Annotated in this window: 23 protein-coding genes; 11 read left to right on the plus strand and 12 right to left on the minus strand. The window is 71.6% G+C overall.

Annotated features, from left to right (window positions below; genetic code table 11):
* Window positions 1-56 precede the first annotated feature (56 nt).
* Complete coding sequence (locus tag DEI96_RS13260; RefSeq protein WP_111022145.1) at window positions 57-1,040, minus strand: magnesium and cobalt transport protein CorA; 984 nt, start codon at window positions 1,038-1,040, stop codon at window positions 57-59.
* A gap of 153 nt (window positions 1,041-1,193) precedes the next feature.
* Here DEI96_RS13260 and DEI96_RS13265 point away from each other — a divergent pair, with 153 nt between their 5' ends.
* Window positions 1,194-2,003, plus strand: a complete 810-nt coding sequence (locus DEI96_RS13265) for a TspO-related membrane protein (RefSeq protein ID WP_027466234.1) — start codon at window positions 1,194-1,196, stop codon at window positions 2,001-2,003.
* A gap of 83 nt (window positions 2,004-2,086) precedes the next feature.
* Here DEI96_RS13265 and ald read toward each other — a convergent pair whose 3' ends face one another.
* The 3 genes from ald to DEI96_RS13280 form a co-directional block, all read right to left on the minus strand.
* Window positions 2,087-3,187: an alanine dehydrogenase gene (ald, locus tag DEI96_RS13270; RefSeq protein ID WP_111022144.1), complete on the minus strand. Its 1,101-nt coding sequence runs from the start codon at window positions 3,185-3,187 to the stop codon at window positions 2,087-2,089.
* A gap of 141 nt (window positions 3,188-3,328) precedes the next feature.
* Window positions 3,329-4,288: an AraC family transcriptional regulator gene (locus DEI96_RS13275; RefSeq protein WP_111022143.1), complete on the minus strand. Its 960-nt coding sequence runs from the start codon at window positions 4,286-4,288 to the stop codon at window positions 3,329-3,331.
* A 48-nt stretch (window positions 4,289-4,336) separates the two neighbouring features.
* The gene (locus DEI96_RS13280; RefSeq protein WP_027466231.1) at window positions 4,337-5,299 is read right to left on the minus strand and encodes a sugar-binding transcriptional regulator; all 963 of its coding nucleotides are present in this window, start codon (window positions 5,297-5,299) and stop codon (window positions 4,337-4,339) included.
* Window positions 5,300-5,491: 192 nt separating this feature from the next.
* Between DEI96_RS13280 and DEI96_RS13285 the strand changes: the two genes are divergently transcribed.
* The gene (locus tag DEI96_RS13285; RefSeq protein WP_111022142.1) at window positions 5,492-7,225 is read left to right on the plus strand and encodes a glycerol-3-phosphate dehydrogenase/oxidase; all 1,734 of its coding nucleotides are present in this window, start codon (window positions 5,492-5,494) and stop codon (window positions 7,223-7,225) included.
* A gap of 112 nt (window positions 7,226-7,337) precedes the next feature.
* On the opposite strand, the gene DEI96_RS13290 is transcribed toward DEI96_RS13285, so the two are convergent.
* Both DEI96_RS13290 and ykgO read right to left on the minus strand, forming a co-directional pair.
* Window positions 7,338-7,994 (minus strand): histidine phosphatase family protein, encoded by a 657-nt coding sequence (locus tag DEI96_RS13290; protein ID WP_111022141.1) that lies wholly within the window; start codon window positions 7,992-7,994, stop codon window positions 7,338-7,340.
* 28 nt (window positions 7,995-8,022) lie between these two features.
* Entirely contained in the window at window positions 8,023-8,145 is a 123-nt protein-coding gene (ykgO, locus tag DEI96_RS13295) for a type B 50S ribosomal protein L36 (protein ID WP_017888460.1), read from the minus strand.
* Window positions 8,146-8,190: 45 nt separating this feature from the next.
* On the opposite strand from ykgO, the gene DEI96_RS13300 reads away from it, so the two are divergent.
* On the plus strand, window positions 8,191-9,219 hold the full coding sequence (locus DEI96_RS13300; RefSeq protein ID WP_111022140.1) for a GTP-binding protein: 1,029 nt from the start codon (window positions 8,191-8,193) through the stop codon (window positions 9,217-9,219).
* Window positions 9,220-9,455: 236 nt separating this feature from the next.
* On the opposite strand, the gene DEI96_RS13305 is transcribed toward DEI96_RS13300, so the two are convergent.
* Window positions 9,456-10,988: an MFS transporter gene (locus DEI96_RS13305; RefSeq protein WP_111022139.1), complete on the minus strand. Its 1,533-nt coding sequence runs from the start codon at window positions 10,986-10,988 to the stop codon at window positions 9,456-9,458.
* Between the two features lie 191 nt (window positions 10,989-11,179).
* Here DEI96_RS13305 and DEI96_RS13310 point away from each other — a divergent pair, with 191 nt between their 5' ends.
* Window positions 11,180-11,704, plus strand: a complete 525-nt coding sequence (locus DEI96_RS13310; protein ID WP_111022138.1) for a DinB family protein — start codon at window positions 11,180-11,182, stop codon at window positions 11,702-11,704.
* Window positions 11,705-11,969: 265 nt separating this feature from the next.
* Here DEI96_RS13310 and DEI96_RS13315 read toward each other — a convergent pair whose 3' ends face one another.
* Both DEI96_RS13315 and DEI96_RS13320 read right to left on the minus strand, forming a co-directional pair.
* Window positions 11,970-12,947, minus strand: a complete 978-nt coding sequence (locus DEI96_RS13315; protein ID WP_111022137.1) for a sugar-binding transcriptional regulator — start codon at window positions 12,945-12,947, stop codon at window positions 11,970-11,972.
* A gap of 53 nt (window positions 12,948-13,000) precedes the next feature.
* On the minus strand, window positions 13,001-13,858 hold the full coding sequence (locus tag DEI96_RS13320; RefSeq protein WP_111022136.1) for a GolD/DthD family dehydrogenase: 858 nt from the start codon (window positions 13,856-13,858) through the stop codon (window positions 13,001-13,003).
* Between the two features lie 107 nt (window positions 13,859-13,965).
* Here DEI96_RS13320 and DEI96_RS13325 point away from each other — a divergent pair, with 107 nt between their 5' ends.
* From DEI96_RS13325 to DEI96_RS13340, 4 genes are all read left to right on the plus strand, one after another.
* Complete coding sequence (locus tag DEI96_RS13325) at window positions 13,966-15,144, plus strand: zinc-binding dehydrogenase (RefSeq protein ID WP_111022135.1); 1,179 nt, start codon at window positions 13,966-13,968, stop codon at window positions 15,142-15,144.
* A gap of 29 nt (window positions 15,145-15,173) precedes the next feature.
* Window positions 15,174-16,490 carry an MFS transporter gene (locus DEI96_RS13330; protein WP_209049827.1) on the plus strand — a complete coding sequence of 439 codons (1,317 nt, stop codon included), beginning with the start codon at window positions 15,174-15,176 and terminating at the stop codon, window positions 16,488-16,490.
* Window positions 16,491-16,562: 72 nt separating this feature from the next.
* On the plus strand, window positions 16,563-18,302 hold the full coding sequence (locus tag DEI96_RS13335; protein ID WP_111022133.1) for a dihydroxyacetone kinase family protein: 1,740 nt from the start codon (window positions 16,563-16,565) through the stop codon (window positions 18,300-18,302).
* Window positions 18,299-18,781, plus strand: coding sequence for a ribose-5-phosphate isomerase (locus DEI96_RS13340; protein ID WP_111022132.1), 483 nt, complete (start codon window positions 18,299-18,301; stop codon window positions 18,779-18,781). The genes DEI96_RS13335 and DEI96_RS13340 overlap by 4 nt, the downstream gene beginning before the upstream one ends.
* Window positions 18,782-18,877: 96 nt before the next feature.
* Here the strand turns inward: DEI96_RS13340 and DEI96_RS13345 are convergent, their stop codons facing one another.
* Window positions 18,878-20,359: an FGGY-family carbohydrate kinase gene (locus DEI96_RS13345; protein WP_111022131.1), complete on the minus strand. Its 1,482-nt coding sequence runs from the start codon at window positions 20,357-20,359 to the stop codon at window positions 18,878-18,880.
* A gap of 125 nt (window positions 20,360-20,484) precedes the next feature.
* Here DEI96_RS13345 and DEI96_RS13350 point away from each other — a divergent pair, with 125 nt between their 5' ends.
* Genes DEI96_RS13350 through DEI96_RS13360 form a run of 3 tightly spaced genes read left to right on the plus strand, consistent with a single transcriptional unit; the run spans window position 20,485 to window position 23,424 of the window.
* Window positions 20,485-21,561, plus strand: a complete 1,077-nt coding sequence (locus DEI96_RS13350) for a LolA family protein (RefSeq protein WP_181440422.1) — start codon at window positions 20,485-20,487, stop codon at window positions 21,559-21,561.
* A gap of 17 nt (window positions 21,562-21,578) precedes the next feature.
* Window positions 21,579-22,577, plus strand: coding sequence for an ABC transporter ATP-binding protein (locus DEI96_RS13355; RefSeq protein ID WP_502866283.1), 999 nt, complete (start codon window positions 21,579-21,581; stop codon window positions 22,575-22,577).
* Window positions 22,564-23,424 carry an ABC transporter permease gene (locus tag DEI96_RS13360; protein ID WP_111022129.1) on the plus strand — a complete coding sequence of 287 codons (861 nt, stop codon included), beginning with the start codon at window positions 22,564-22,566 and terminating at the stop codon, window positions 23,422-23,424. The genes DEI96_RS13355 and DEI96_RS13360 overlap by 14 nt, the downstream gene beginning before the upstream one ends.
* Before the next feature lie 61 nt (window positions 23,425-23,485).
* On the opposite strand, the gene DEI96_RS13365 is transcribed toward DEI96_RS13360, so the two are convergent.
* Both DEI96_RS13365 and DEI96_RS13370 read right to left on the minus strand, forming a co-directional pair.
* Window positions 23,486-24,547 (minus strand): NADP-dependent oxidoreductase, encoded by a 1,062-nt coding sequence (locus DEI96_RS13365; protein ID WP_051596869.1) that lies wholly within the window; start codon window positions 24,545-24,547, stop codon window positions 23,486-23,488.
* Window positions 24,548-24,724: 177 nt separating this feature from the next.
* The gene (locus DEI96_RS13370; RefSeq protein WP_111022351.1) at window positions 24,725-25,645 is read right to left on the minus strand and encodes a metallophosphoesterase; all 921 of its coding nucleotides are present in this window, start codon (window positions 25,643-25,645) and stop codon (window positions 24,725-24,727) included.
* Between the last annotated feature and the right edge of the window lie 20 nt (window positions 25,646-25,665).

Here is a 25,665-nt window from a genome sequence, read left to right on the forward strand (position 1 = left end):
TTCCGGTCCGGGGCCGTCCGCTGCAAATCCTGCTGCGGCGCGGCTCCGGTTGCGGCTCAGAACCAGCGCTTGACCTTGAACACCACGTACAGGATCGCGGCGAACAGGACCATCGCGACGATCGACAGCGGGTACCCCCACGTCCAGCCGAGTTCGGGCATGTGCGAGAAGTTCATCCCGTAGATCGCGGCGATGAGCGTCGGCGCGAACAGGATCGCCGCCCAGCCGGAGATCTTCTTCGTGTCGTCGTTCTGCTTCTGCGCCGCCAGGGTCGAGTCGACGGTCAGGGCGTTCTGCAACAGCTGCCGGAACGTGTCGAGGCGTTCCACCACCCGGATCGCGTGGTCGAGGACGTCACGGAACCGCCGCTGCATCTCGATCGGCAGGTGGTACTTCTCGGCGCCGCGGTGCAGGTTCTCGATCATGTAGACCAGGGGACGCGCCGCTCGCTGGAAGTCGACGACCTCGCCGAACAGCTCGTACACGCGCCGGGACACCCCGGCCTCGCCCGAGAACAGCTGGTCCTCGATCTGGTTGATGTCCTCCTCGAGTCCGTCGATCACCGGCACGTAGCCGTCGACAATGGAGTCCATGAGCGCCCAGAGCTGCGCCTGCGGGCCGACGGTCACCAGCCCCGGCTTGCCGCTCAACCGCTGCAGCGCCTTGGGAACGGTCTGCTTGCCACGGGGGTCGGCCTTCACGACGGCGAGGAAGAAGGTCTCACCGACGAAGGCGTGCACCTCGCCGAACGCCACCTCTTCCTGCTGGTCGTTGTACAGCGCGGGCTTGAGCACCACGAACAGCGTCGAGCCGTAGCGCTCGAGCTTCGGTCGCTGGTGCCCCTCGGCGGAGTCCTCGACGGCGAGTTCGTGCAGACCGAGGGCGACCGCGACGTCGCCGAGTTCCTCGGCGTCGGGCTGGTGCAGGACGATGCACGCGCTGGCACCCTGCTCGTCGAGCATCCGGAAGGTGTCGTCGAGGGACGGACTCGCGATCGGTGCGATCCGGTCGATGTAGACGGTGTTCAGTTCGACGCTCACGCGCCCACCGTACGCAGGGTGGCCGGTCTCCGGCCTGGAGGCCCGTGGCGGCCCCGCCACACGCCCCGCGTCCTGCCTGAACGTGCGCTGCACGACCGCCGCCACCGGCCGCCTAGCGTGCAGGTCATCAGCATGCTGACGAAAGGGACTGTCATGAAGAGGATCTGGAAGCGCATCGCGGTGGCCGTGAGCGCGGTCGTCGCAGTCATCGGCGCGTACGTGGGGTCGGGCGCTGCCGGCGGCACGCCCATCCAGGACGCCGCCGGTGGCGCCCTGTCGGCGTCCTCGACCGCGATCGCCCCGGACGGCCCGGCCTTCTCGATCTGGAGTGTCGTCTACGCCGGGCTCATCGGCTACGCCGTGCTGCAGCTCTTCCGCACCGCGAACGACGAGCGGCACGAGCGGCTGGTGGTGCCGGCGGTGCTCTCCCTGCTGCTCAACGCCGCGTGGATCCTGTCGGTGCAGTTCGGGTTCCTGTGGGCGAGCGAGCCGATCATCGTCGCCCTGCTCGTGGTGCTGATCTGGACGTTCACGATCCTGCGCCGGACCCCGTCCCGCGGCGTCGTCGAGGCGATCCTGACCGACGGCACGTTCGGGCTGTACCTCGGGTGGGTCTGCGTCGCGACGGCTGCGAACACCGCTGCGGTGCTGACGGCGGCGGGCTTCCGGGGCTTCGGACTCGGGCAGGACCCGTGGGGTGTGGTCGTCGCCGCGGTGGCCGGGCTCGTCGGGGTCCTCATCGCCCTGTGGGGCCGGGGACGCCTGGCGCCGATGGCTTCGGTCGCGTGGGGTCTGGCGTGGGTCGCCGTGGCCCGGTTCGAGGGGCCGCTCGTCTCCGTGCCGACGGCGGTCGCGGCCGTGGTGGCTGCGGCGGCCGTGGTCGTCGTGACCGTGGTGGTGCGTGCCCGCGCCGGCTGGGTCGGCGGCCGTGCCGGTCGGGCGGCGGCCCCGGTCGCGGCCTGACGCGCGGCTACCTGCGCGTCGTTTCGTGCTGAGCGACACCTCACGCGGCCGCTGGCCCGTGAGGGGTCGCTCAGCGCGAAGAATCAGCGCGCGGACGCGACCAGGCCGTGCGCGGCGGCGACCGCGGCGTTCGTGACCCGGCCGTCGTGCACGTTCAGGCCGGCGGCGAGTGCGGCGTCGGCCTCGAGCGCGGCTTCCCAGCCACGGTCGGCGATCGCGACGGCGTACGGCAGCGTGGCGTTCGTCAGCGAGATCGTGCTCGTGCGCGGGACGGCACCGGGCATGTTCGCCACGCAGTAGTACACGGTGTCGTGCACGGCGAAGGTGGGGTCGTCGTGGGTGGTCGGGTGGGAGCCCTCGAAGCAGCCGCCCTGGTCGATCGCGATGTCGACCAGCACCGAGCCCGGCCGCATGTCGGCGACCATCGCGTCGGTGACGAGCTTCGGCGCGGACGCCCCGGGGATGAGCACGGAGCCGATCACCAGGTCAGCGTCGCGCAGGGCCTCGGCGATGGCGTGCGCCGACGAGCGCAGGGTCGTGACGCGGCCGTCGAACCGGGCGTCGAGTGCCCGGAGGCGCGGCAGGCTGATGTCGAACACGGTGACGTCGGCACCCATGCCGAGCGCCATCGTCGCGGCGTGCTCCCCCGCGACGCCGCCGCCGATGACGACCACGCGGCCCTTCGGCGTGCCGGGGACCCCGCCGAGCAGCAGCCCGCGCCCGCCGTTCGTGCGCATCAGGTGGAAGGCGCCGACCTGGGCGGACAGTCGCCCGGCGACCTCGGACATCGGCGACAGCAGGGGCAGCGAGCGGTCCGGCAGCTGCACGGTCTCGTAGGCGATCGCCGTCGCGCCCGAGTCGATGAGGGCATCGGTCAGCGGCCGGTCGGCGGCGAGGTGCAGGTACGTGAAGAGCACCTGGCCCGGCCGGATCATCGGGTACTCCGACGCGACCGGTTCCTTCACCTTGAGGATCAGCTCGGCGCGCTCCCACACCTCGGCCGCGGTGTCGACGATCGTGGCGCCGGCGGTGCGGTACTCGTCGTCGGTGAAGGCCGAACCGGACCCGGCACCGGCCTGCACCAGCACCTGGTGGCCGTGCGACCCGAGCTCGGCGACACCGGCGGGCGTGGCCGCGACGCGGTACTCGTTGTTCTTGATCTCGGTGGGGACGCCGATGCGCATGCTGACTCCTTCGTGGGCGGTGCGTTCGTCCCGTCCATTGAGCACCGGATTCGCCCACAGCAGCGCTGAGCCGAACATCCGGACAGCCGCAGCGCGATCCGTGTCACGAGATTCGGCGGAGCGGTTCGCAGCAGCAGTGAGTCAGTGCCCGCGCAGCGACTCGCTCGGCAGCTCCCCGAAACGGCTGCGGTAGGTCGCCGAGAAGCGTCCGAGGTGCCCGAAGCCCCAGGTCCGCGCGATCTCGGCCACCGTCGTCTCGTCCAGCGCACCGCCGACCAGGTCGGTCCGGGCACCGTCGAGTCGGACGCCGCGCAGGAGCTCCCCCGGCGTCTGGTCGAGGTGCCGACGGAGGGACTGCTGCAGCCCGCGCGGGCTGAGCCCCGCCGCCGCCGCGATGTCCGGCGTGCCGATCGCTTCGCGCGCGTGCTCGTGCACGAACTCGAGCGCTCGGCGCAGGCGGTCGTGCTCCGGGCCGCTGCCGGACACCGTCGCCCGCCACTTGTTGCGCTGCGGGAACGCCCGGATCGCCGCGGTCGCGAACGCCTCGGCGATGTCGTACTGCACCATCGGACTCATCGACCGGTCGACGTCGAGCCAGACGGCCGAGTACTTCCGCACCACCGACCGCCACAGCGCGATGCCGTCGGCGGTCGGGCGGCGCATCGGTTCGAAGGCGAAGTCGTCGTCACCGGCGACGGCACGGACGAAGTCGCGGTCGAGCTGCACCAGGTTCAGGGCGATGTCGTGGTGGTGCAGCGCGTACGGCTCGGCGAAGGGCAGCACGACCGGCACCCCGGCCTCGAGCTCGAACGTCTCGCCGCCCGTGGTGATCCGGCTCGAACCGCTGCGCAGCCACGCGACCAGGAACTCGTCGTCGACCTGGCTCTCGCTCCGCAGGTCGACCATGAACCGTGACGAGCGCAGGGACATCCGCTCGTCACCGACGCCGGCGAAGTCCCAGTGGGCGTTCTCGTGGGTGCGACGGACCAGTGGCGCACGGAAGTCGTAGTCGCCCGTGAAGAACGCGAGCGCCTGGTCGACGTCGCTGCCGACCATCCGCCGGAAGTACCGCTGACCGGGCTGTTCGAGAGAAAGCACCATGCACCAGAACCTAGGACGGACCACCGACAAACTGCGTCAGATCCCGACTCAGGGCTGCAGGATCGCCTGCCCCACGCTCTCGTCCAGGATCAGGTCCGTGATGAGCCCGGCGGCCAGTGCACCGCGCAACGAAGCCGCCTTCGACCGCCCGGCGACGACGCAGACCCGCCGCGGCGCGCGCTTGATCGTGTCGAGGTCCGGAGCGCCGGCCCGGGCGTTCACCCCGATGTCCTTCCACGAGCCGTCGGCCCGGTAGAACACCGTCGAGACGTCACCGACGACCCCGGCCTGCGTGAGCTCGTCACGGTCCTCGGGGTCGAGGTACCCGCCGGAGTACACGTGCGAGGGCACCGGGGCCTGCGGGGCACCGACACCGAACACGACGAGGTCCATCCGCTCGTGCAGGTCGAGCACACGTCGGATCGAACGCTCCCGGAACAGCGCCTCCTTCGTCGCGGGGTCGTCGAAGAACGCCGGCACCGGGAACTGCTGCACGAACGCCCCGTAGGCCTCGCCGAACCGGCGGAGGATCTCGGACGCGTAGACGATGCCGGTGGTGCGGGTGTTCGCGGCGCCGTTGATCTGCACGATCGTCGAGCCGTGGGTGGTCTTCGGCACCAGGTAGCGGCTGACCGCGCTCACGGTCGAGCCCCACGAGATCCCGATCACCATGTTCGACTCGACGTACTGCGTCAGGATCCGGGCGGCGGACAGGGCCACCCGCTCGAGCCGGTCGACGTCGCTCGTGTGGTCCGGCACCGGGACGACGTGCGCGTGCACCCCGAAGCGGGAGCGGATGCTCCGGCTCAGCGCAGCGGCCTGGTCGAGGGGCGAACGGATCTGGATGTCGACGAGCCCGGTGTCCCTGGCGTACTTCAGCAGCCGCGACACCGACGAGCGCGACGTGCCGAGTTCGTCGGCGATCGCGTCCATCGTCAGGTCCTGCAGGTAGTACAGGTGGGCGGCGCGCAGCGCCTGCTGCGTGCGCATGGGCTGAGCCGCATCGCTCATGGTGCTCCGATCTGTCGAACGCAACCATGCACGGACGTGCAGGGCCTCTGCAACCCCTGCCGCGCCTCCTGACCGCCGTATCGGGCCTGGACGACACGTGTGCTGCACGTTCGTGCACGCGAGTTGCCCGCCCTGTCGAACGAGCGCACGATCGATCCTGACCCCACGAACAGACGAAGGAAGCGACGAACCATGTCGAAGAAGACACAGCCCCGGAACACGGTGACCGCCCTCACCGAGCGCCCGAACGCGCAGGTCCTCGTCGTCGGCGGCGGCATCAACGGCATCGCGACGTTCCGCGACCTGGCGCTCCAGGGCGTCGACGTCGCCCTGGTCGAGCGTGGCGACTACGCCTCCGGCGCCTCCGCGGCCTCGAGCCACATGATCCACGGCGGCATCCGCTACCTGGAGAACGGCGAGTTCCGCCTGGTGCGCGAGAGCGTGCAGGAGCGCAACGGCCTGATCCGCATCGCCCCGCACTACGTCAAGCCGCTGCAGACGACCATGCCGATCTTCTCGACGTTCTCCGGCATCATGAACGCCCCGCTGCGCATGCTGACCCACAAGCAGCGCTCCACCAAGGAGCGCGGCGCGATGCTCATCAAGATCGGCATGACGATCTACGACTCCTTCTCGCGTGACGGCGGCTCCGTCCCGAAGCACGTCTTCCGCACCAAGAAGGCCGCGCTCGAGGACATGCCCGCCCTCAACAAGGACCTGAAGTACACGGGCACGTACTACGACGCGAGCGTGCACGAGCCCGAGCGCCTGGCCCTCGACGTCCTGAAGGACGGCCTGGCTGCCGGAGCCGACAAGGCACGCGCCGTCAACTACGTCGAGGCAGCCGGCACCCGCGACGGCGGCGTCCTGCTGCGTGACCGCGAGACCGGCGACGAGTTCGTCTTCACGGCCGACGTCGTGATCAACGCCTCCGGCCCCTGGACCGACCTGACGAACGAGGCGTTCGGCGGCGAGACGAAGTTCATGGGCGGCACGAAGGGCTCGCACATCGTCGTCCACAACGACGAGCTGCTCGAGGCCACCAAGGGCCGCGAGCTGTTCTTCGAGAACGACGACGGCCGCATCGTCCTCATCTACCCGCTCAAGGGCCGGGTGCTCATCGGCACGACCGACATCGACGCCGACCCCTCGAAGCCGGTCACGACGACCGACGAGGAGATCGACTACTTCTTCGGGCTCGTCAAGCACGTGTTCCCGCAGATCGACGTCACCCGCGACCACATCGTCTACAGCTACTCCGGCATCCGCCCGCTCCCCCGCCACGAGGACACCGCCCCCGGCTTCGTGTCCCGCGACTACCGGATCGTGGACACCCAGATCGCCGGGCTGCCGAAGTCGACCGTGCTGTCGCTCGTCGGCGGCAAGTGGACGACCTTCCGCGCCCTCGCTGCACACCTGTCCACCGAGGCGACGACCAATCTCGGCATGAGCCGCAAGGTCGACACCACGGGCATGCCGATCGGCGGTGGCAAGGAGTTCCCGACCACCGACGCCCAGCGCGCCCTGTGGATCAAGTCGCACCGCGACGGCCTGGACGAGTCCTTGGTCGAGGGGCTGCTCGAGCGCTACGGCACCCGTGCCGCCGAGGTCGTGGACGTCCTGACCGACGGCCCGGTCGAGCCGCTCGAGTCCGACCCGTCGCTCACCCGCGCCGAGGTCGCGTACTTCGCCCGCCACGAGCAGGCCGTCCACCTGGTGGACGTCGTCCTGCGCCGCACGAACCTGGCGTTCGTCGGCGGGGTCACGATCGACCTGCTCGACGAGCTGGCCGACGTGCTCGCCGAGGCGCTCGGCTGGACGACCGAGGAGCGCGCGGACGAGGTCCAGCGCACGCTCGACGTGCTGCGTGAGTCGCACGGCGTGATCGTGCCGCTGACGTCCGCATCGGCGTCGCAGCTCGCGTAGTCGACGCGACTGACAACGGACGGGAGGCCCGGTACCAGCTGGTACCGGGCCTCCCGTCTGTTCGTGGTCGCGTTCGCGACCCGCTGGTCGCGTCGGCGACCCGCTGGTCGCGTCAGAAACGCTCGCCGGTGGGGTCGAGCGCCGTGCGGTCGATGAGCTGGTCGCCGCCGACCGGCTCGCCTTCCCAGTCGACCAGGCGCCAGCCGTCGGCGAACGAGCCCTCGAGCTCGACGATGCCGGTGTTCTCCAGGTGGCGCTTCGTGCCGAAGTGGTCCGGGGTGTTCTGCGCAGCCGCGCTCGCCCACGTGCGGATCGCGGCACCGTGGCTGACGGCGGCGGCGACCGCGACCCCGGTGGCCTCGATCTGCCGGACGGCGTCGTCGTAGCGCTCGAAGAACTCGGTGCCGCTCTCGGCACCGGGCATCCGGGTCGTCCGGTCGCCGCCGGACCAGCCGTGCACGGTGGAGATGTAGGTCTGCACGGACACCTTGTCGCTCTTGCCCTGGGTGTCGCCCGCCTCGATCTCACGCAGTCCCGGCAGCACGACGGGCTCGAGGCCGAGCGAGGTCGCGAGGGGCGCCGCGGTGATCTGCGTGCGAACCATCGACGACACGAACAGTCGCTCGATGCCCCGGTCGGCGAGCGCTGCGGGCAGGGCGTCGGCCTGCTGCTGCCCGAGCTCGGTCAGCCCGGGTCCGGGCACCACGGCATCGAGGATGCCGTGCACGTTCGCGGGGGTCTGGCCGTGGCGGATGAGCAGCAGTCGCATGCCGCCACCCTACGGACCGCCGCTGACGTCAGCCCTGCCGGGTATTCCAGCGGGGGTTCTTCTTGTTGATGACGTAGACGCGGCCCCGGCGTCGGACCACCTGCGAGCCGGGGATCTTCTTGAGTGCCTTGAGGGAGTTGCGGACCTTCACGACGAGCCTCCTTGTTGATAACGGTTTTCAGTTACAGTAGCGGACATGCGTGCTGCTGCCATCACCCTCGTCACCGCCCTGCACCAGGTCGACGCCGACCGCGTCGCCGCCCGGATCTCGGACGGACACCGGATGCACGTCGCCGGGAGTGCCTTCGCCACCGCCCGTGCCGTGGCCGACCGCGCCGACCAGCTCGACCGGGTCTGCGGGCCCGATGCGGGCCACGGGCTCGTCGTCACCCTGCACCCGGGGGCCGATGCCCGAGCGGTCGGCATGCTGCTCGCCAACGCGGCACGGTCCGAGACCGGCGACGACCGGGTGCTGCGGCACGTCGTCGGGGTGCTGCGGGCCGACGACGTCGCGCACCTGCTGTGGTCGGACGTCGACGACGCGTTCGTGGCCGCTGACCGGATGGCCGCACTCGTCGAGTACGCGACGGTGATCGCCCTCGACCGCATCGAACCGCTGTCCGGGCGTCGACGTCGTGCACTCGTGTCACTGCTGCACCGGATGGCACCCCAGGCCGTGATCGTCGCCCTCCCCGCGATCCGGAGCGCCGCCGACCTTCCGGCCTCGAACGGTGGAGCAGCGCGGGTGCTCGCCACCGGCGCCGGCTGGATGCGGGCCCTGTCGAGCGGCGCGGACACCGGGCGCGAGGCCCGCGACGCCCTGGTCTCGATGCGCTACCGGGAGCCGCTGCCGTTCCACCCCGGGCGACTCTCGACCGTCATCGCCGACGACCTGTCCGCCGGCGTGAACGGCCGCGTGCTGCGGTCGCGGGGGTTCTTCCGCCTGGCGTCCCGGCCGGACCACGTCGGTTCGTGGTCGAGCTTCGGGTCGATGCTCGCGCTCGACCCCACCGCGAACCCGTCGTGGGACGCCGACGCCCCGATCGGGCAGGCGCTGTGGTTCGTCGGCGAGCAGCTCGACGTCCGGGCGATCGAGCGGGCGCTCGACGGGGCGCTGCTCACGCCGTCGGAGCTGCTCGCCGGGCCGGACGTGTGGCGCGGCTGGCCGGACCCGTTCCCGGTGTGGCCCGCGGTGGACCCGGCGTCGGAGCACCGGCACGAGTGAGGGGGTGGGCGGCGCGGCGCGGGAGGCTGCGCACTCGTCTTGCGACAGAACGCGCGTCGATCGACGCGTGCATCGTCGTCTCATGCGCACGCATCCGCTCCGTGCGCATGTTGCGACAGAACGCGCGTCGATCGTCGCGTGGATCGTCGCAGTGTGCGCACGCACGGACGGGAGGCGCGGTGCGGGTCGGACCCGCACCGCGCCTCCCGTCCGTGGTCACGTCGAGAACCGCAGCGTCACCGCACCGGCGACGCCTCGCGCGCAGCAGCCTCCCGCGCAGCGGCAGCCGCCGCGTCCTGCGCCGCGAACGGCAGGTCACCGAGGTCCAGGTGCGGGTTCGTGTCCTGCGTGAGCACGAGCTCCTTCGCCTCGTCCTCGGTCTCCACGGCCGGCATCGACCCGGGCAGCGGGCGCTGCGAGGACTCCTTCATGCAGAAGACACCGATCGCTCCGACGACGCTCATCGCCATCAGGAAGTACGCCGGCGCGAGCTCGTCACCCGTCGCGGTGAGCAGCGCCTGGACGATCAGGGGCGTGGTCCCACCGAACACCGCGATCGCGATGTTGTAGGCGAAACCCATGCCGCCGTACCGCGTCGAGGTCGGGAACAGCGCCGGCAGCGACGCGGCCTGGTTCGACACCCACAGCGCGGTCATCAGCGCGAGCAGCCCGAGGCCGGCGAGCGTCGACCACTGCGCCCCGTGCCCGATCAGCATGAACGCCGGCACGACGAGCACGACGGTGGTGGCCGCACCGATCCACATCACGACGCGACGGCCGAGGCGGTCGGAGAGCTTGCCGGTCAACGGGAGCATCACCGCGAGCAGCAGGAGCACGGGGATCGTCAGCAGCGTGCCGTCGATGGCGGAGTACCCGAGCGAGTCGGTCAGGTACGTCGGCATGTACGAGGTCAGGGCGTAGCCGACGGTGTTCGACGCGGCGACGAGCATGATCGCGATGACGATCGGGCGCCAGTGCTGGCGGACCATCGCGACGACGTTGGCCGGACGCTCACCGTCGAAGGACGCACGGGACTCGCTCGCGGCCTCCTGCGCGGCCTGGGTCGCCTGGAACACCGGCGACTCCTCGATCCGCAGCCGGAAGTAGATGGCCACGACACCGATCACACCGGCCGCCAGGAACGGGAAGCGCCAGCCGTAGGCGGTCATCGCCTCGTCGCCCAGGGCGATCTGCAGCACCGACACGACGGTTGCACCGAGCGCGAAGCCCAGGTAGCTGCCGAAGTCCAGGATGCTCGCGAAGAAGCCGCGACGGCGGTCCGGGGCGTACTCGGTGACGAAGGTCGTCGCCCCGGCGTACTCGCCACCGGTCGAGAAGCCCTGCGCGAGCTTCAGCACGACGAGCAGGATCGGGCCGAACACGCCGATCGTCGCGTACGCGGGGAGCGCCCCGATCAGGAACGTCGACGCCGCCATCATGATCAGCGTCGTCGCGAGCACCTTCTGCCGGCCGATCTTGTCGCCGAGGCGTCCGAACACGATGCCACCGAGCGGCCGCGCGATGTAGGTCGCCGCGAACACCCCGAGGCTGAACAGGATCTGCACCGAGGGTTCGGCCGTCGGCAGGAAGACCTTTCCCATCGTCACGGCCAGGTAGCCGTACACACCGACGTCGTACCACTCCATGGTGTTGCCGACGACCATGCCGCTGACGGCTCGTCGCATCATGCTCTTGTCGACCACGGTGACGTCGCTCTCGCGCAGCCGTCGGCGTGGTCGGGTGTTGGTACTGCTGGGGTCGGAACCCATGCCTTGCTCCTCGAGAAGATCGGTGGGCCGTCGGGAACCGGCCCAGAACAGCGAGCGACGTTACCGAGCAACCGAAATGTCATTGGCCGGTGATTCTCAGGGAACGGCGTGTCACCCGAACGGGGGTCGCCGCCGATCCGCACCAGTCCGGCGAACCCGGAAGCTGAGTAACGAGGCCGTAACATCGGCCCATGGCGATCGAACCCGAGACGAAGAACTGGACGTGGGTCATCGAGTCCGCGTGTCCCGAGTGCGGCTACGACGGCAGCGCCGTGACGATCCGCGACGTGCCGGGCATCATCGACGACAACACCGCGGGCTGGCCCGAGGTCCTCACGCGCGACGACGTCCGTGACCGCCCGGACGACCACACCTGGTCACCGCTCGAGTACGGCGCGCACGTGCGGGACGTGCACCGGAAGATGGCGGAGCGCCTCGAGCTGATGCTCACCGAGGACGCCCCGACGTTCCCGAACTGGGACCAGGACGCCACCGCTGTCGAGGACCGCTACGGCGAGCAGGACCCCGCGGTCGTCGCTCGGGAACTGCGGGAGTCGGCGGACCGCGCGGCCCGGGCCTTCGCGGCGGTGCCCGACGAGGTGCTCGAGCGCACCGGGCTCCGGTCCGACGGCAGCGCCTTCACCGTCGCGACGCTCGCCACCTACTACGCGCACGACCCGGTGCACCACCTGTGGGACGTGCGGCGCACGCTCTAGACGGGGGACCACCGGCCGGGAGGCGCGGTGCGGCCCCGCCCCGCGCCTCCAGGCCGCCTGCGGTCACCCCCGAAACCGGGCGTACCTACCGGACTCGGGCGTACCTACCGAAACCGGGCGTACCTACCGAAACCGGGCGTACCTGCCGGAATCGGGCGTACCTGCCGGATCCGGGCGTACCTACCGGGAAGAAACGACCAGGTATGCCCGAAAGCACCATCCATCGCGCGCGTGATGGGAAGGATCGGGCACCGAGCCGGAGCGCTCAGGCGAGTGCGTCGAGCACGGCGCGCGCCGTCGCGGCGTCCGTCACCAGCTCGTTGACCAGCCCGCCCCGCACCGCGGCCACGATGCTCGTGACCTTGGCGCTGCCCACGGCGACCCCGACGGCGTGCGGCACGGTCGACAGGATCTCGCGCGAGGTCCGCACCATCCGGTCGCTGCCGGGGAACTCGATCGGCGAGCCGTCCGCGGCGTAGAAGTTCAGGCAGACGTCGCCGGCCGCCCGGTCGAACGCGGCGTCCTCGACCGGGATGCCCCGGGCCAAGGCGTCGCGCGTGTGGGTCGGTGCACCGATGCCGAGGATCGCGCCCTTCGCCCGGCTCCAGAGCCCGACGACGTGCTGGAACGCCGGGTCCTCGTCGAGGGTGGACCGCATCGCCGGGGACGGCAGCGCCTGGGCGAACAGGAACGCCGGGATCGCACCGGAGTGCTCCGCGGCCGTCCGGGTGATCTCGTTCGTCTGGAACCACGGCATCGGGTCGGCCTGCCCGCCCACGGTCGGCACGAGCTGCACGCCGGGCATGGTCGGCATGCCCGATCGTGCGACGTCGTACACAGTGCGACCGGACGACATCAGGACGGCGTCACCGGGGACGAGCCCCATGCCCTCGACCGCGGCGGCCAGCGGCGCGGCGAGGTCGGCGCCGAGCGTGGCGGCGTGCGTGACCGCGGCGAGGTGCACCGCGCGGAGCCCGAGCACGACCTGCAGCCGTTCGGCGAGCGCCACGGTCTCGTCCTGGAACGGGTCCACGACCTCGATGCGGACGAGTCCGGCCTTGCGGGCCTCGGCCACGAGCCGCGAGACGGTCGGCCGCGAGACACCGAGGCGCGAGGCGATCTCGACCTGGGTGGCGTCCTCGAGGTAGTACATCCGCGCCGCCTGGTAGACGGTGTCCAGCGGGAACCGGGTGCGCGACGCGTCGGGGGCGGGGCCGGGGCCAGCGGTGCTCTCGGACGACATGGAGCAGGACCCTTCGACTCGATCGGACACCGCGATCGTAGTCCGAGCGGGGCTCAGCGGATCGTGAACCCGCCGTCCACACGGAGGTCCGCACCGTTCACCATGGCGCTCGACTCCCCCGCCAGGAACAGCACGGCCGCGGCGATCTCGCCGGGGGTCGCGAAGCGGCCGGTGGGGATCTCGTCCTGGTGCCGGATGCCGTTCTCGTTCGCCCAGGCAGCACGGCCGAGGTCGGTGAGGACGACGGTCGGCGACACGGTGTTCACGGTGACGCCGCGGCCACCCCACTCGAGCGCGAGCACCGTCGTCAGGCCGATGACGCCGGCCTTCGACGCGCAGTAGGCGGCGTGCCCGTCGATGCCGACGTGGGCCGCCTGCGACGCGATGTTCACGATCCGCCCGTACCCGGCGTCGAGCATGTGTCGGCCGACGGCCTGCGCCACGCGGAACGTGCCGGTCAGGTTGACGTCGATGGTCGCCGCCCAGGTGTCGGCTGCCAGGTCCTCGGCCGGGGCGAGCGCGGCGATGCCGGCGCAGTTCACCAGCACGTCGACGCCGCCGAAGTGCCGGACGACGTCCGCCACGGTGCGGGTCACGGAGTCGGCATCGGTCACGTCGCAGGCGAACCCGGCGTGGAGGCCCGTGGCCGCGCCCGCCCCGTCGGTGGCGGCGTCCGCCCCGGCCGTCACGGGCGCCGCGGACGTGGGCAGCCCCGCCGCCGCCGTCATGGCGCCGTCCGCACGGACGTCGACGACGGCGACACGGGCACCCCGTGCAGCCAGGGCCCGGGCGATGGCGTTGCCGATGCCCGACGCCCCGCCGGTCACCACCGCCGTACGGCCGCTGAAGTCGTTGGTCAGGTCGATCGTGTCGGGGCCCGGTCGGAGGGCCGCGGCGAAGTCCGTCGTCATGTTCGCTCCCTTGCGTTCGGTGCCGAACCTACCAGAAATTGTGTTCTGGACAAACGTTCTGGAAGGTGTACAGTCATCGCCGAAGCCACCCAACGGAGGAACAGCTCATGTCGACGACGACCGAGAACGCGGCCACGACCGCCCCCACCACGATCCCCACGACGATGCGCGCCGTCGTCGTCCACGGCCCCGGTGACTACCGGCTCGAGGAGCGTCCCGTCCCGACGCCCGGCTCCGGGGAACTCCTGCTCCGCACCGACGCCGTCGGCATCTGCGCGAGCGACCTGAAGTGCTACCACGGCGCCGCGAAGTTCTGGGGCGACGAGAACCGTGCGGCCTGGGCCGAGCGGGACCGCATCCCCGGACACGAGTTCGTCGGCACGATCGTCGCCGGTGACGACACCGCCCTGGCCAAGCGCGGTGTCGCCCTCGGTGACCGGATCGCCTGCGAGCAGATCGTGCCGTGCTGGGAGTGCCGCTACTGCCTCGAGGGCGCGTACTGGATGTGCAACGTGCACGACATGTTCGGCTTCAAGGGCTACGACGGCGCGATGGCCGAGTACGTGCTCGTGCCGGCGAAGGCGCTGACCCATCCGGTGTCGAAGGCGCTGCCCGGCCAGGTCGCCGCGTTCTCCGAGCCGCTGTCCTGCGCGTTCCACGCCGTCGAGCGCGGGGACATCAAGTTCGGCGACACCGTGGTGATCGCCGGTGCCGGCCCGATCGGCCTCTCCGCCATCGCCGGTGCGCGGCAGAAGAACCCGCTGCGGATCATCGCGCTCGACGTGGTCGAGGCGAAGCTCGAGCTGGCCCGCAAGGTCGGCGCCGACCTCACGATCAACATCGCCCAGGAGGACGCGGTCGCCCGGGTCAAGGAGCTCACCGACGGCTACGGCGCCGACGTCTACATCGAGGCGACCGGGCACCCGTCCGCGGTGCCGCAGGGACTGAACCTGCTCCGCAAGCTCGGGACCTTCGTCGAGTACTCGGTGTTCAAGGACGACGTGTCCGTGGACTGGTCGATCATCTCGGACGACAAGGAACTCGACGTGCGCGGCGCCCACCTCGGCCCGCACACCTGGCCGGCGGCGATCAAGCTGCTCGAGGCCGAGACCCTGCCGATGTCGGAGATCTGCACGCACCAGTTCCCGCTCGAGCAGTTCCAGGAGGCCCTCGACCTGGTCGGCGACTCCGCCGGTGCCAGCGTCAAGGTGTCGATCATCCCGTCCCTGACCGCCCCCACCACGGCCGCACAGGCCGCGCAGGCCACGCAGGCCGCGCAGGCCTGACCGACTCCGCCAGCAGGGAGAGAACGAGCATGTCAACGACGACAGCCCGCGCCACAGGCGCCCGCACGACCGCGCCCCGCACCGAGGGCCGCCTGGACCGGATGGGCATCCCCCGTCCGCTCGCCCTCGGGTTCGTCGCCGTCCTGGTCTTCATGACCGGGAACGGCGTCGAGTCGAACTTCATCACGCCGCACATGGTGGCGGTCCTCGGCAGCCCCGAGGCCACCGTGGCGACGATCGTCACGTTCTACAGCTTGGCCGCACTGATCGGCAGCTACATCTCGGGTGCCCTGTCGGACCTGGTCGGGCCTCGCCGGGTGATGATCCTCGGCTTCGCCGTCTGGGTCGTGTTCGAGGTCCTGTTCCTGCTGGCACTCGGCGCCGGCAGTGTCCCGTTCGCCGCCGTCACCTACGCGTTGCGTGGGTTCGGCTACCCGCTGTTCGCCTTCGCGTTCCTGGTCTGGGTGAACATCACCACCCCCGTCGAACGGAACGGCTCCGCGGTCGGCTGGTTCTACGTCGCCTTCACGGGTGGCCTGCCGACCCTTGGCTCGCTGTTCGCGATCGGCGCCATCCCGGTGTTCGGCGGCGGCACGGTCGGTGAGACCGGCGCGATGGTCGCCTCGATCGGCCTGGTCGTGATCGGGTTCCTCATCATGCTGTTCGGCGTCCGGCTGCCGAACGGGTTCACGCGCATCGCCCCCGCCGGCGAGAGCGCCTGGCAGGTGCTGACGAGCGGCATCCGCCTGACGGTCACGCGACCGAAGATCCTGATGGGCTTCCTCGTCCGCCTGATCAACACCGCGCCGGAGTTCGGCATGTTCGTCGTGCTCCCCGCGGTCATCGCGAACGAGCGCGGCTGGGGCCAGAGCCGCTGGCTGCTCATGACCGTCTGCGTCTACGCGACGAACATCCTGGTCAACGCCCTGTTCGGCTGGGTGGGTGACAAGATCGGCTGGCAGCGCACCGTCAAGTGGTTCGGCATCGTCGGCTCCGCCCTCGGGCTCATCGCCTGGTGGTACGTGCCGCAGCTCGTCCCCGCCGGGTCGGACTGGGGCTACGTGCTCTCCGTCGTCGCCGGCTGCGTGTTCGGCTGCCTGCTCGCCGGGTTCGTGCCGATGGGCGCGATCATGCCGGCGCTCGCACCCGAGCACAAGGGCGCCGCGATGGCGATGTACACCACGGCCGCCGGCGGTGCCGCGTTCCTCGGCACCGGCGTCGTCGCCGCGGTCTTCGCCCTCGGCGGCGGCGGCCAGGCCGCCACGTGGACGTTCGTCGGCCTGTACGCCTGCGCGTTCGTGATGATCCACTTCCTCAAGGTCCCGCAGGGCGACCGAGGACACTGAGTTCCGGGCGACGCCGGTCGTCCCGTCGTCGCCCGGTGCACCACCCACCACCATCCCCGGAGGACCCGCACCATGACCACGATCCACGACGACCCGGACGAGTTCGCCGAAGACCAGCTGAGCGGCTGGCTCGCGCTCTACGCCGACCGGGTCCGCGGCGTCCACGGCGGCGTCGTCACCCTGCCCACCGAGGGGGCCGCCCCGCAGGTCGCCGTCGTCGTCGGGGGCGGCTCCGGCCACTACCCCGCGTTCTGCGGCGTCGTCGGCCCGGGCTTCGCCACCGGCGCCGTCGTCGGCAACGTCTTCACCTCGCCGTCGACCGCGCAGGTCTACTCGGTCGCCAAGGCCGCCGACCAGGGCCGCGGTGTCGTGCTGTCGTTCGGCAACTACGCCGGCGACACCATGAACTTCGGGCTCGCGGCCGAGCGGCTGCGTGCCGAGGGCATCGACACCCGCATCGTCGTGGTCACCGACGACGTCGCCAGTGCCGACGACGAGACGAAGCGGCGCGGCATCGCCGGCGACTTCTCCGTCTTCAAGGCGATGGGCGCCGCCGCTGCCGAGGGAGCCGACCTCGACGAGGTCGAACGGATCGGCCGGGCGTCGAACGCCGCGACCCGCACCATCGGCGTCGCGTTCTCGGGCTGCACCATGCCCGGCGCGACCGAGCCACTGTTCACCGTCCCCGACGGCCACCTCGGCCTGGGGCTCGGCATCCACGGCGAGCCGGGCATCCAGGACGTCCCGCTGCTCCGTGCGACGGACCTGGCGTCCCTGCTCGCCGAACGACTGCTCACCGACCGCCCCGCGACGGCCGGCACCCGGGTCGCCCCGATCCTCAACGGGCTGGGTGACACCAAGTACGAGGAACTCTTCCTGCTCTGGGGCCGGGTGCTGCCCCTGCTGCAGGACGCGGGGCTCGAGGTCGTCGAACCGGAGGTCGGCGAACTCGTCACGAGCCTCGACATGGGCGGCTGCTCGCTGACGCTGCAGTGGCTCGACGACGAACTCGAACGGCTCTGGCGCGCCGACGCGTACACGCCCGCGTACCGCAAGGTGGCGGCGCCGGTCGCGGCGCTCGTGCCGGCCGACGCGGTGGACGCCGCCGAGGACGAGGCGACGGTCGTGCCGGAGGCGACCGATGCCTCCCGGCAGGCCGCGCAGACGGCGCGAGCCGCCGTCGAGACGATGGACGCGCTCCTGCGCGAGCACGAGGAGACGCTCGGCCGCATCGACGCGGTCGCCGGGGACGGCGACCACGGCCGCGGCATGGTCAAGGGGATCGGTGCGGCGCGCAGGGCGGTCGACGGGCTCGGCCCGGAGGCCGGGGTCGCCTTCGTCCTCGGACGCGCGGGTGACGCATGGGCCGCGTTCGCGGGCGGCACCTCCGGTGTCCTGTGGGGCGCCGCACTCGAGGCGTTCGGCCGTTCCCTCGGCGACGACCGCGAGTCGTACCAGGCGTCCGACGTCGTCGACGCGGCGCAGGCCTTCGCCGACTCGATCGTCCACCTGGGCGGGGCGTCCCGCGGGGACAAGACGCTGCTCGACGCCCTGCTGCCGTTCGTGGACGAACTGCGCGGGGCCGTCGACACCGGCGTACCGCTCGTGGCAGCGTGGGAGACCGCGGCGGGGGTCGCGGTCGAGCAGGCCGAGGCCACCGCGGACCTCACGCCGAAGGTCGGACGGGCCAGGCCGCTGGCCGAGAAGAGCCTGGGGACACCCGACGCGGGTGCCACCTCGATGGGGATGATCCTCACGCGGATCGGCGAGGTCCTCGCCGCCCGTGCTGACAAGGAAGGAACACACGCATGACGTACCGTCTCGTGATCGGGTCCGACGACGCCGGGTTCGACTACAAGGAGATCATCAAGGCCGACTTGCTCGCCGACGACCGGGTGTCGGACGTCACCGACGTCGGCGTCGACGCGGACGGCCACACCGCCTACCCCCACGTCGCCGTGGACGCTGCGCGCCTGGTGGCGAACGGCGAAGCCGACCGGGCGATCCTGATCTGCGGCACCGGCCTCGGTGTGGCGATCAGCGCCAACAAGGTGCCGGGGATCCGTGCCGTCACCGCGCACGACTCCTACAGCGTGGAACGGTCGATCCTGTCGAACGACGCCCAGGTGCTCTGCATGGGGCAGCGCGTCGTCGGCATCGAGCTCGCCCGTCGGCTGGCGAAGGAGTGGCTCGGCTACGAGTTCGACCGATCCAGCGCCAGCGCCGAGAAGGTGCAGGCGATCTGCGAGTACGACGGCAGCGCACCGGCCGGGGTCGACGCCCAGGCGTAGGCAGGGTTCCGCACGACACCGGTGTTCGCGCGCTGAACACGCCCGTTCGGGTGTTCGGCACGCGAACACCGGTGTCCTGCGAGCCATCCGCGCCGCTCAGCCGCGCGCGGCCAAGCGGTGCACGACGGCCTTCGTCGCCTCGTACAGCTCGCGGTAGTCCCGGTAGCCGGCCTCGTACGCCGCGGTCGCCGCAGGGTCAGGCTCGATCACCGTCGCCGGCGGGTTCCACGCACCGATGTCCACGGTGTCGCCCGACCCCGCGACCAGCTCGGCAGCCAGGTACGCCGAGCCGAAGCACGCACCGATCGTCACGCTCGGCACCGTCTGCCGCAGCCCGGTGACGTCCGACACGATCGTGGGCCACAGCCGTCCGAGCAGCCCGCCGCCGGCCCCGACGAGTTCGCGGACCTCGACCCCGGCGTCGCGCAGCGCCTCGAGGTGGTGCCGCACCGCGTACGCCGTCGCCTCGAGCGTCGCCCGGTAGATGTCTCCGCGCGTGTGCCGGACCGTCAGCCCCGCGAGCACTCCGCGGGCGTCGGGGTCGGCGATCGGCGTCCGCTCCCCCGCGAAGTACGGCAGCATCAGCAGCCCGTTCGCCCCGATGCCGGAGCACCGCGCTTCCTCGAGCATGGTCGACCACTCGCCGTCGACCAGCCGTCGCAACCAGTCCGTGATCGCCCCGGAGGTCGCCATCCCCCCGGACACGCTCGGCTGGCCCGGGTGCGTGCCGACGGTCGTCCACATGCCCGGCACCGCCGTCGGCTCGGCCGTCGGCACGATCATGAACATCGTGGTGCCGTACTGCAGGAACATCCGACCCGGCACGGACTCACCGACGCTCACGCCCTCGGCCCAGGCATCGATGGTCCCGGCCGTCACGGGGATGCCGGCCGGGAGGCCCGTGGCCGCGGCCGCCTCGGGCGTCACGACGCCCGCCTGGTCGCCCGACCACAGCAGGCGCGGCATGGCGAGACCGGGCGCCAGTCGGTCGCACCACTCCGGGATCCACCGGTTCGCGTGCACGTCGTAGAGGGGTGTCGTCTGGCTGGCCGAGTGGTGGTCGAGGACGTACTCGCCCGTCAGCCGCTCGACCACGCGGGACGACGGCATCGTGAACCGGGCAGCCCGCGCCCAGACGTCGGGTTCGTGCCGGGCGAGCCAGGCGAGCTTCACGCCGGCGGCCTGCGTGCTCAGCGCAGAGCCGCAGCGGGCACGGATCGCGCCCTCGCCGCCGAGCTCCGCCGTGACGTCGTCGAGCAGCGTCGCCGTGCGGGTGTCGATGCCGTACAGGATCGCCGGACCGAGCGGCGCACCGTCGACGTCGGTCAGCAGCGCGCACGGTCCGATGCCGCTCACGCCGACCGCCTGCACCTCGACGTCGGGCACGCGGTCGAGCAGGGAGCGGGTGAGGGCGGTGAACTCCTCCCACCACACGCCGGAGTCCATCTCGACCAGACCCTGCTCGGGCCGGTCGACCTCGTGGCGACGGCTCACCTCGGCGAGCACGGTGCCGTCGAACCGGGCCAGCAACGCCTTCGTGCTCGACGTCCCGATGTCCAGACCGAGCACCGCTCGCATGCCGCCTCCTTCGCCGCCACACGACCGCCGCCGGTCGCGCCACGAGTCTACGAGCGACGCCCAGCTGCCTGTCGGGGGCCGGACGTACGGTACCGACGACTCCAATGCTCCACGAGGGGAACCCGATGAAGAAGTCAGCCTGGCTGCCAGCCGTCATCGCACCGGTCGTCGTCGCCGGCGCCGTTGCCGCCCCGATGATCGCGAACGCCGCGAACGACCCGATCGCGGGGACGAACCCCAGCGCGGCGGCCGTCATCGCCAGCATCGCGAAGTCGTCGGACGCCCAGTACTCGGGCAAGCTCTCGCAGACGAGCGCACTCGGGCTCCCCGAACTGCCCACCGGGTCCGGCGGCTCCTCGCTCGAGGGCGACGCCTCCGACGTGCTCGGGCTGCTCACCGCGTCGCACACCGCCCGTGTCTACGTCGACGGCCCCGACAAGCAGCGCGTCCAGCTGACGCAGCAGCTCGCCGAGCAGGACGTCGTCCGCAACGGCTCCGACGTCTGGACCTGGGACTCGAAGGAGCGCACGGCCACGCACGTGACCCTGCCGAGCGACACCGCGAAGGACCCGCAGGACGGCACGACGACCCCGGCCGACATCGCGAAGCAGGCCATCGACGCGATCACCCCGACCACCACCGTGTCGAAGCCGACCGAGGTCAGCGTCGCCGGACACGACGCCTGGCAGATCACCCTGACGCCGAAGTCGTCCGACACCCTCGTCGGAACCGTCCGGCTGGCGGTCGACCAGCAGACCGGTCTCCCGCTCCGTGCGAGCGTCGAGGCAGCAGGCGCGGACGACCCCGCGGTGCAGGTCGGGTTCACGAGCCTCGACTACGGCGCCCCGGCGGCCCGGCTCTTCGACTTCACCCCGCCGTCGAACGCCAAGGTCACCGAGAAGGACCTGTCGGACGCCGGATCCCACGCGAAGGGCGAGCACGGCGACCACCGTGGCACCCCGAGCGGTGACGAGCCGACCTTCACCGGCACGGGCTGGAGCACCATCGCCGAGCTCCCCGCGGGTACGGTCGACCGGTCCGGGCTCGAGGGCGAGGCCTCGGGCCTGCTCGACCAGCTGACGAAGCCCGTCGACGGCGGCCGTGCCGTGCAGACGTCGCTCGTCTCGGTCTACCTGACCGACGACGGCCGCGTGCTCGCGGGTGCCGTGCCGGTCGCCTCCCTGGTCGACGCCGCGAAGTGAGCGCGGACGACCACGAGGTGAGCTCAGCCGACCACCAGGCGAGCACAGCCGACCGCGGGGCGAGCACGTCAGGACCGGCGCCCGACCTGGCGATCCGCACCACGGGCCTCCAGAAGGTGTTTCGCAAACAGCGTGCGGTCGATGGGATCGACCTGGCGGTGCCGCGCGGCGCGGTGTTCGGGTTCCTCGGGCCGAACGGTTCCGGCAAGACCACCACGATCCGGATGCTGCTCGGGCTCTCGAGCGCGAGCGGCGGCACCATCGAGCTGCTCGGCGAACCGATGCCGAAGGCGCTGCACGACGTCCTGCCCCGCGTCGGGGCACTCGTCGAGGGGCCGGCCTTCTACCCGTACCTGTCCGGCCGGGCGAACCTGCAGCGCTTCGACGCCGCCGACCCCACCTCGGACCCGCGCACCCGCAAGGCCCGCGTGGCCCGTGCCCTCGACCGCGTCGGGCTGACCCACGCGGCCGACAAGAAGGCGCACGCGTACTCCCTCGGCATGAAGCAGCGGCTCGGTCTCGCGAACGCCCTGCTGTCCCCGCGCGACCTGCTGGTGCTCGACGAGCCGACGAACGGCCTCGACCCGCAGGGCACGCGCGAGGTCCGCAACCTCATCCGCTCCCTGGCCGACGACGGCACCACGGTGTTCGTGTCGAGCCACCTGCTGGCCGAGATCGAACAGGTCTGCACGCACGCAGCCGTCATGCGGACGGGCAAGATCGTCGCGCAGGGCCCCCTCGACGAGCTGCGCGCAGCCGGGGCCCGGACCGTGACCGTGCGGACGCCCGACGTCGGGCAGGCCGGTGCCGTCCTCACCCGGCTCGGGCTCACCCCGCGGCACGACGGTGGGGCCGACGTGCTGGTGGCCGACCTGCCGAACGCGCTGCTGCCCGAGACGATCACCGCGGAACTCGTGCGCGCCGACGTCCGGGTGCGCGGCCTGGCGGTGGGCGGCGGCACCCTCGAGGACCTGTTCGTCGCACTCACCGGAGAGGGATTCGATGTCGCAGCCTGACGCGGCCGTGCGCGACCTGGCCGTCCGCCGCCGGCAGCGCCCGTTCGCACTGCTCGGTTCCGAACTCGCGCTGGTGTTCCGGCGTCGCCGCACCTGGGCGATGCTCGGGGCGCTCGCGCTCGTGCCGATCCTGATCGCGGTCGCCGTGAAGCTCACCACCGACGGCGACGACGGCGGTCCGGCGTTCCTCGGCGACATCACCAACAACGGCCTGTTCGTCGCGTTCACCGCACTGACGGTCTCGATCCCGCTCTTCCTGCCGCTGACCGTCGGCGTGGTCGCCGGGGACACCGTCGCGGGCGAGGCCAGCCACGGCACGATCCGCTACCTGCTCGTCGCACCGACGGGCCGCGTGCGGTTCATCCTGGTGAAGTTCGCCGGTGCCGTCGCGTTCTGCCTGGCCGCCACCCTGCTGGTGGTGCTGGTCGGCGCGGCGATCGGCGCCGTGCTCTTCCCGATCGGCCCCGTCACGCTGCTCTCCGGCACCCAGGTGGGCGGCTGGTCGTACGCCGGCCGTGCCCTGCTGCTCGCGCTGTACGTCGCGATGTCGATGCTCGGGCTCGTGGCGATCGGCATGTTCACGTCGACGCTGACGAACGTGCCGGTCGGGGCGATGGCCGCGACGGTCGTGCTCGCCGGGGCGTCGCAGGTGCTCGACCAGCTCCCCCAGCTCGACTGGCTGCACCCGTTCCTGTTCTCGCACCAGTGGCTCGGGTTCGGCGACCTGCTGCGCGACCCGATCTCGTTCGACTCGTTCGGGTCGAACGCGGTGCTGCAGCTCGGGTACGTCGTGGTGTTCGGGGCGCTGGCGTACAGCCGGTTCGCCTCCAAGGACATCTTGAGCTGACGCGGCAGGGGCCCGACACGAAGGTGTCGGGCCCCTGCAACGCTCAGCGCGTTCCGCTCGCTCAGCTCGCGGGCGACGCCGATCCGCCGGCCATCGTCTCCGTGTCGGTCCCCCGCGCATCCGCGTACCGGTCGCGCAGGTCACGGGCCTTCTCGGAGCGGTACCAGTCGAGCCGCGCCCCGGTCTCCACCGTCTGCATCCCGATCACGACCTTGCCGCGGGACTTCATTTCGGCCAGGTCCTCGTAGGCCTCGACGATGTACTCGAACGGGTAGAAGCCCGAGATCAGCACCTGCACGCGGCGGTCCTGCACGGCCTTCGCCAGCAGGGTCAGCAGCTCGCGGGTCTCCTCGTCCTCGGCGGGTGCGCGGAGGAACCGGACCTCGATGTCCCGGCGCTCCTCGGACGACACGAACCGCTCCTGGCCGACGCCGAGCCGTTCGGCCAGCAGCTCGGCGTTGCTCTCGCCGTGGTTGTCGATGAACGCGGTGATCGGCCGGCCGTCGGCGATGTCGCGGATGCGGTCTTCCTCACCTTCGCCGTAGGCGACGGGCAGCGTGCCGATCTGTCGCAGGTAGTCGTGGTTGCGCGGGCTCCCGAGGGCGATCACGGTCGCGCCGGCGTCGTGCGCCAGCTGGCACTCGATGTGTCCGACGCCACCGGCTGCGGCCGAGATCACGACGGTGTCCTGCGGTCCGAGCCGGAGCGACCGGACGACCGACACCGCGGTGCAGCCCGCCAGGTACAGGCCGCCGGCGACCTCCCACCCGACGTGCTCCGGCTTCTTGATGACGGCGCCGCGCGGCACCGCGATCCAGGTGGCGTGGGCGCCGCCGGTCGGCGCGTGCCCCATCACCTCGTCGCCGATGCGGAGGTCCTTCACGCCGTCGCCCCGCGCGCGCACGATGCCGGCGAAGTCGACGCCCTGGTGTGCGGGGAACTCGAGGTCGACGTGGTCGCGGAGCTTCCCCTCGCGCAGGAACCGCTCGATGTGGTTCAGGCCCGCGGCCACGATCTCGACGACGATCTCGCCCGGTCCGGCCTCGGGCTTCTGCTGGGGGACGAGCTCGACGACGTCGAAGTCGCCGTACCGGTCGTACTGCACTGCACTGCCGACTCGCATGGGTGCTCCTTCGCTCCAGGTGTCCATCCGTGCTACTCGGTGTTCCCGCACGCAACCCGAAGACGTGGGGTACCGCGGCTGTGGACGTGCCCAGACGGCGGACTGGAGGCCCGTGGCGGCGCCGCCACGGGCCTCCAGTCCGTCGTCACGCGCGTCCACAGCGCGTGGGGACCGGGCTCAGTGCTTGCCGGCGGCCGCGATGACGGCGCGGACCGTCTCGGGGTCGAGGCGGAACGCCCGCGGGTCGGCGTCGCCCCGGGGCACGCGGACCGGTGTCGACCAGACGGATCCGTCCGCGGCGACGTCGACGACGAGCGCGCCGCTGTCGACGACGGCCGATTCCTCGTCGTACGGGCCGACGACGTCGGTGTCGTTCGCGACACCGGGGGCGACGAGGACCGGGACGCCGGCGAGCGAACCGGCGAAGTGGTGGTGGTAGTGGCCGGCGAGGACGACCCGCACGTCGGAACCACGGATGACGTCGGCGAGCGCCCCGGGGTTCTGCAGGCGGAGGGCCTCGTGCAGCTCGGTCGGGGCGGGCAGCGGCGGGTGGTGCAGGACGACGACGGTGCCGTGCGGGGCACCGTCTGCGCCTTCGGCGAGGGCCGTGCGCAGGTGCTCGAGCGCAGTGTCGCTGAGCTCGCCGTACCCGGCACCCGGGACGCTCGTGTCGACGGTCACGATCCGTCGACCCGCGACGACCGACTGCCCGGAGACCGGGACGGTCGGCGGCAGGTACTCCAGCGTGTGCAGCAGCGCCGTGCCGCCGTCGCCCAGGACGTGCCCGTTCGCCAGGACCTGGCGGAAGCCCTCGCGCAGGTCGTGGTTGCCGGGCACCGCGACGAGGGCCGCTCCGTGCCGTGCCGCCCAGCCGCCGACGCGGTCCCGCACGGTCGCGTAGGACTCGGGGCTGCCGTCCTCGGAGACGTCGCCCGCGACCACCACCAGCCCGATGCCGGGCACCTCGTCGACGTGGGCGAGCAGCCGTTCGAGCGCGGCCGTGGTGTCGACCGCGCCCTGGTGCAGGGCGCCGTCGCCGGTCAGGTGGGTGTCGGAGAGGTGGAGGATGCGGAGGGTCCCGGCTGCTGGCGGCTGCATGCGTCCACGGTAGCCACGGC

The organism is Curtobacterium sp. MCLR17_031, from assembly GCF_003234775.2.
Classification (GTDB): domain Bacteria; phylum Actinomycetota; class Actinomycetes; order Actinomycetales; family Microbacteriaceae; genus Curtobacterium; species Curtobacterium flaccumfaciens.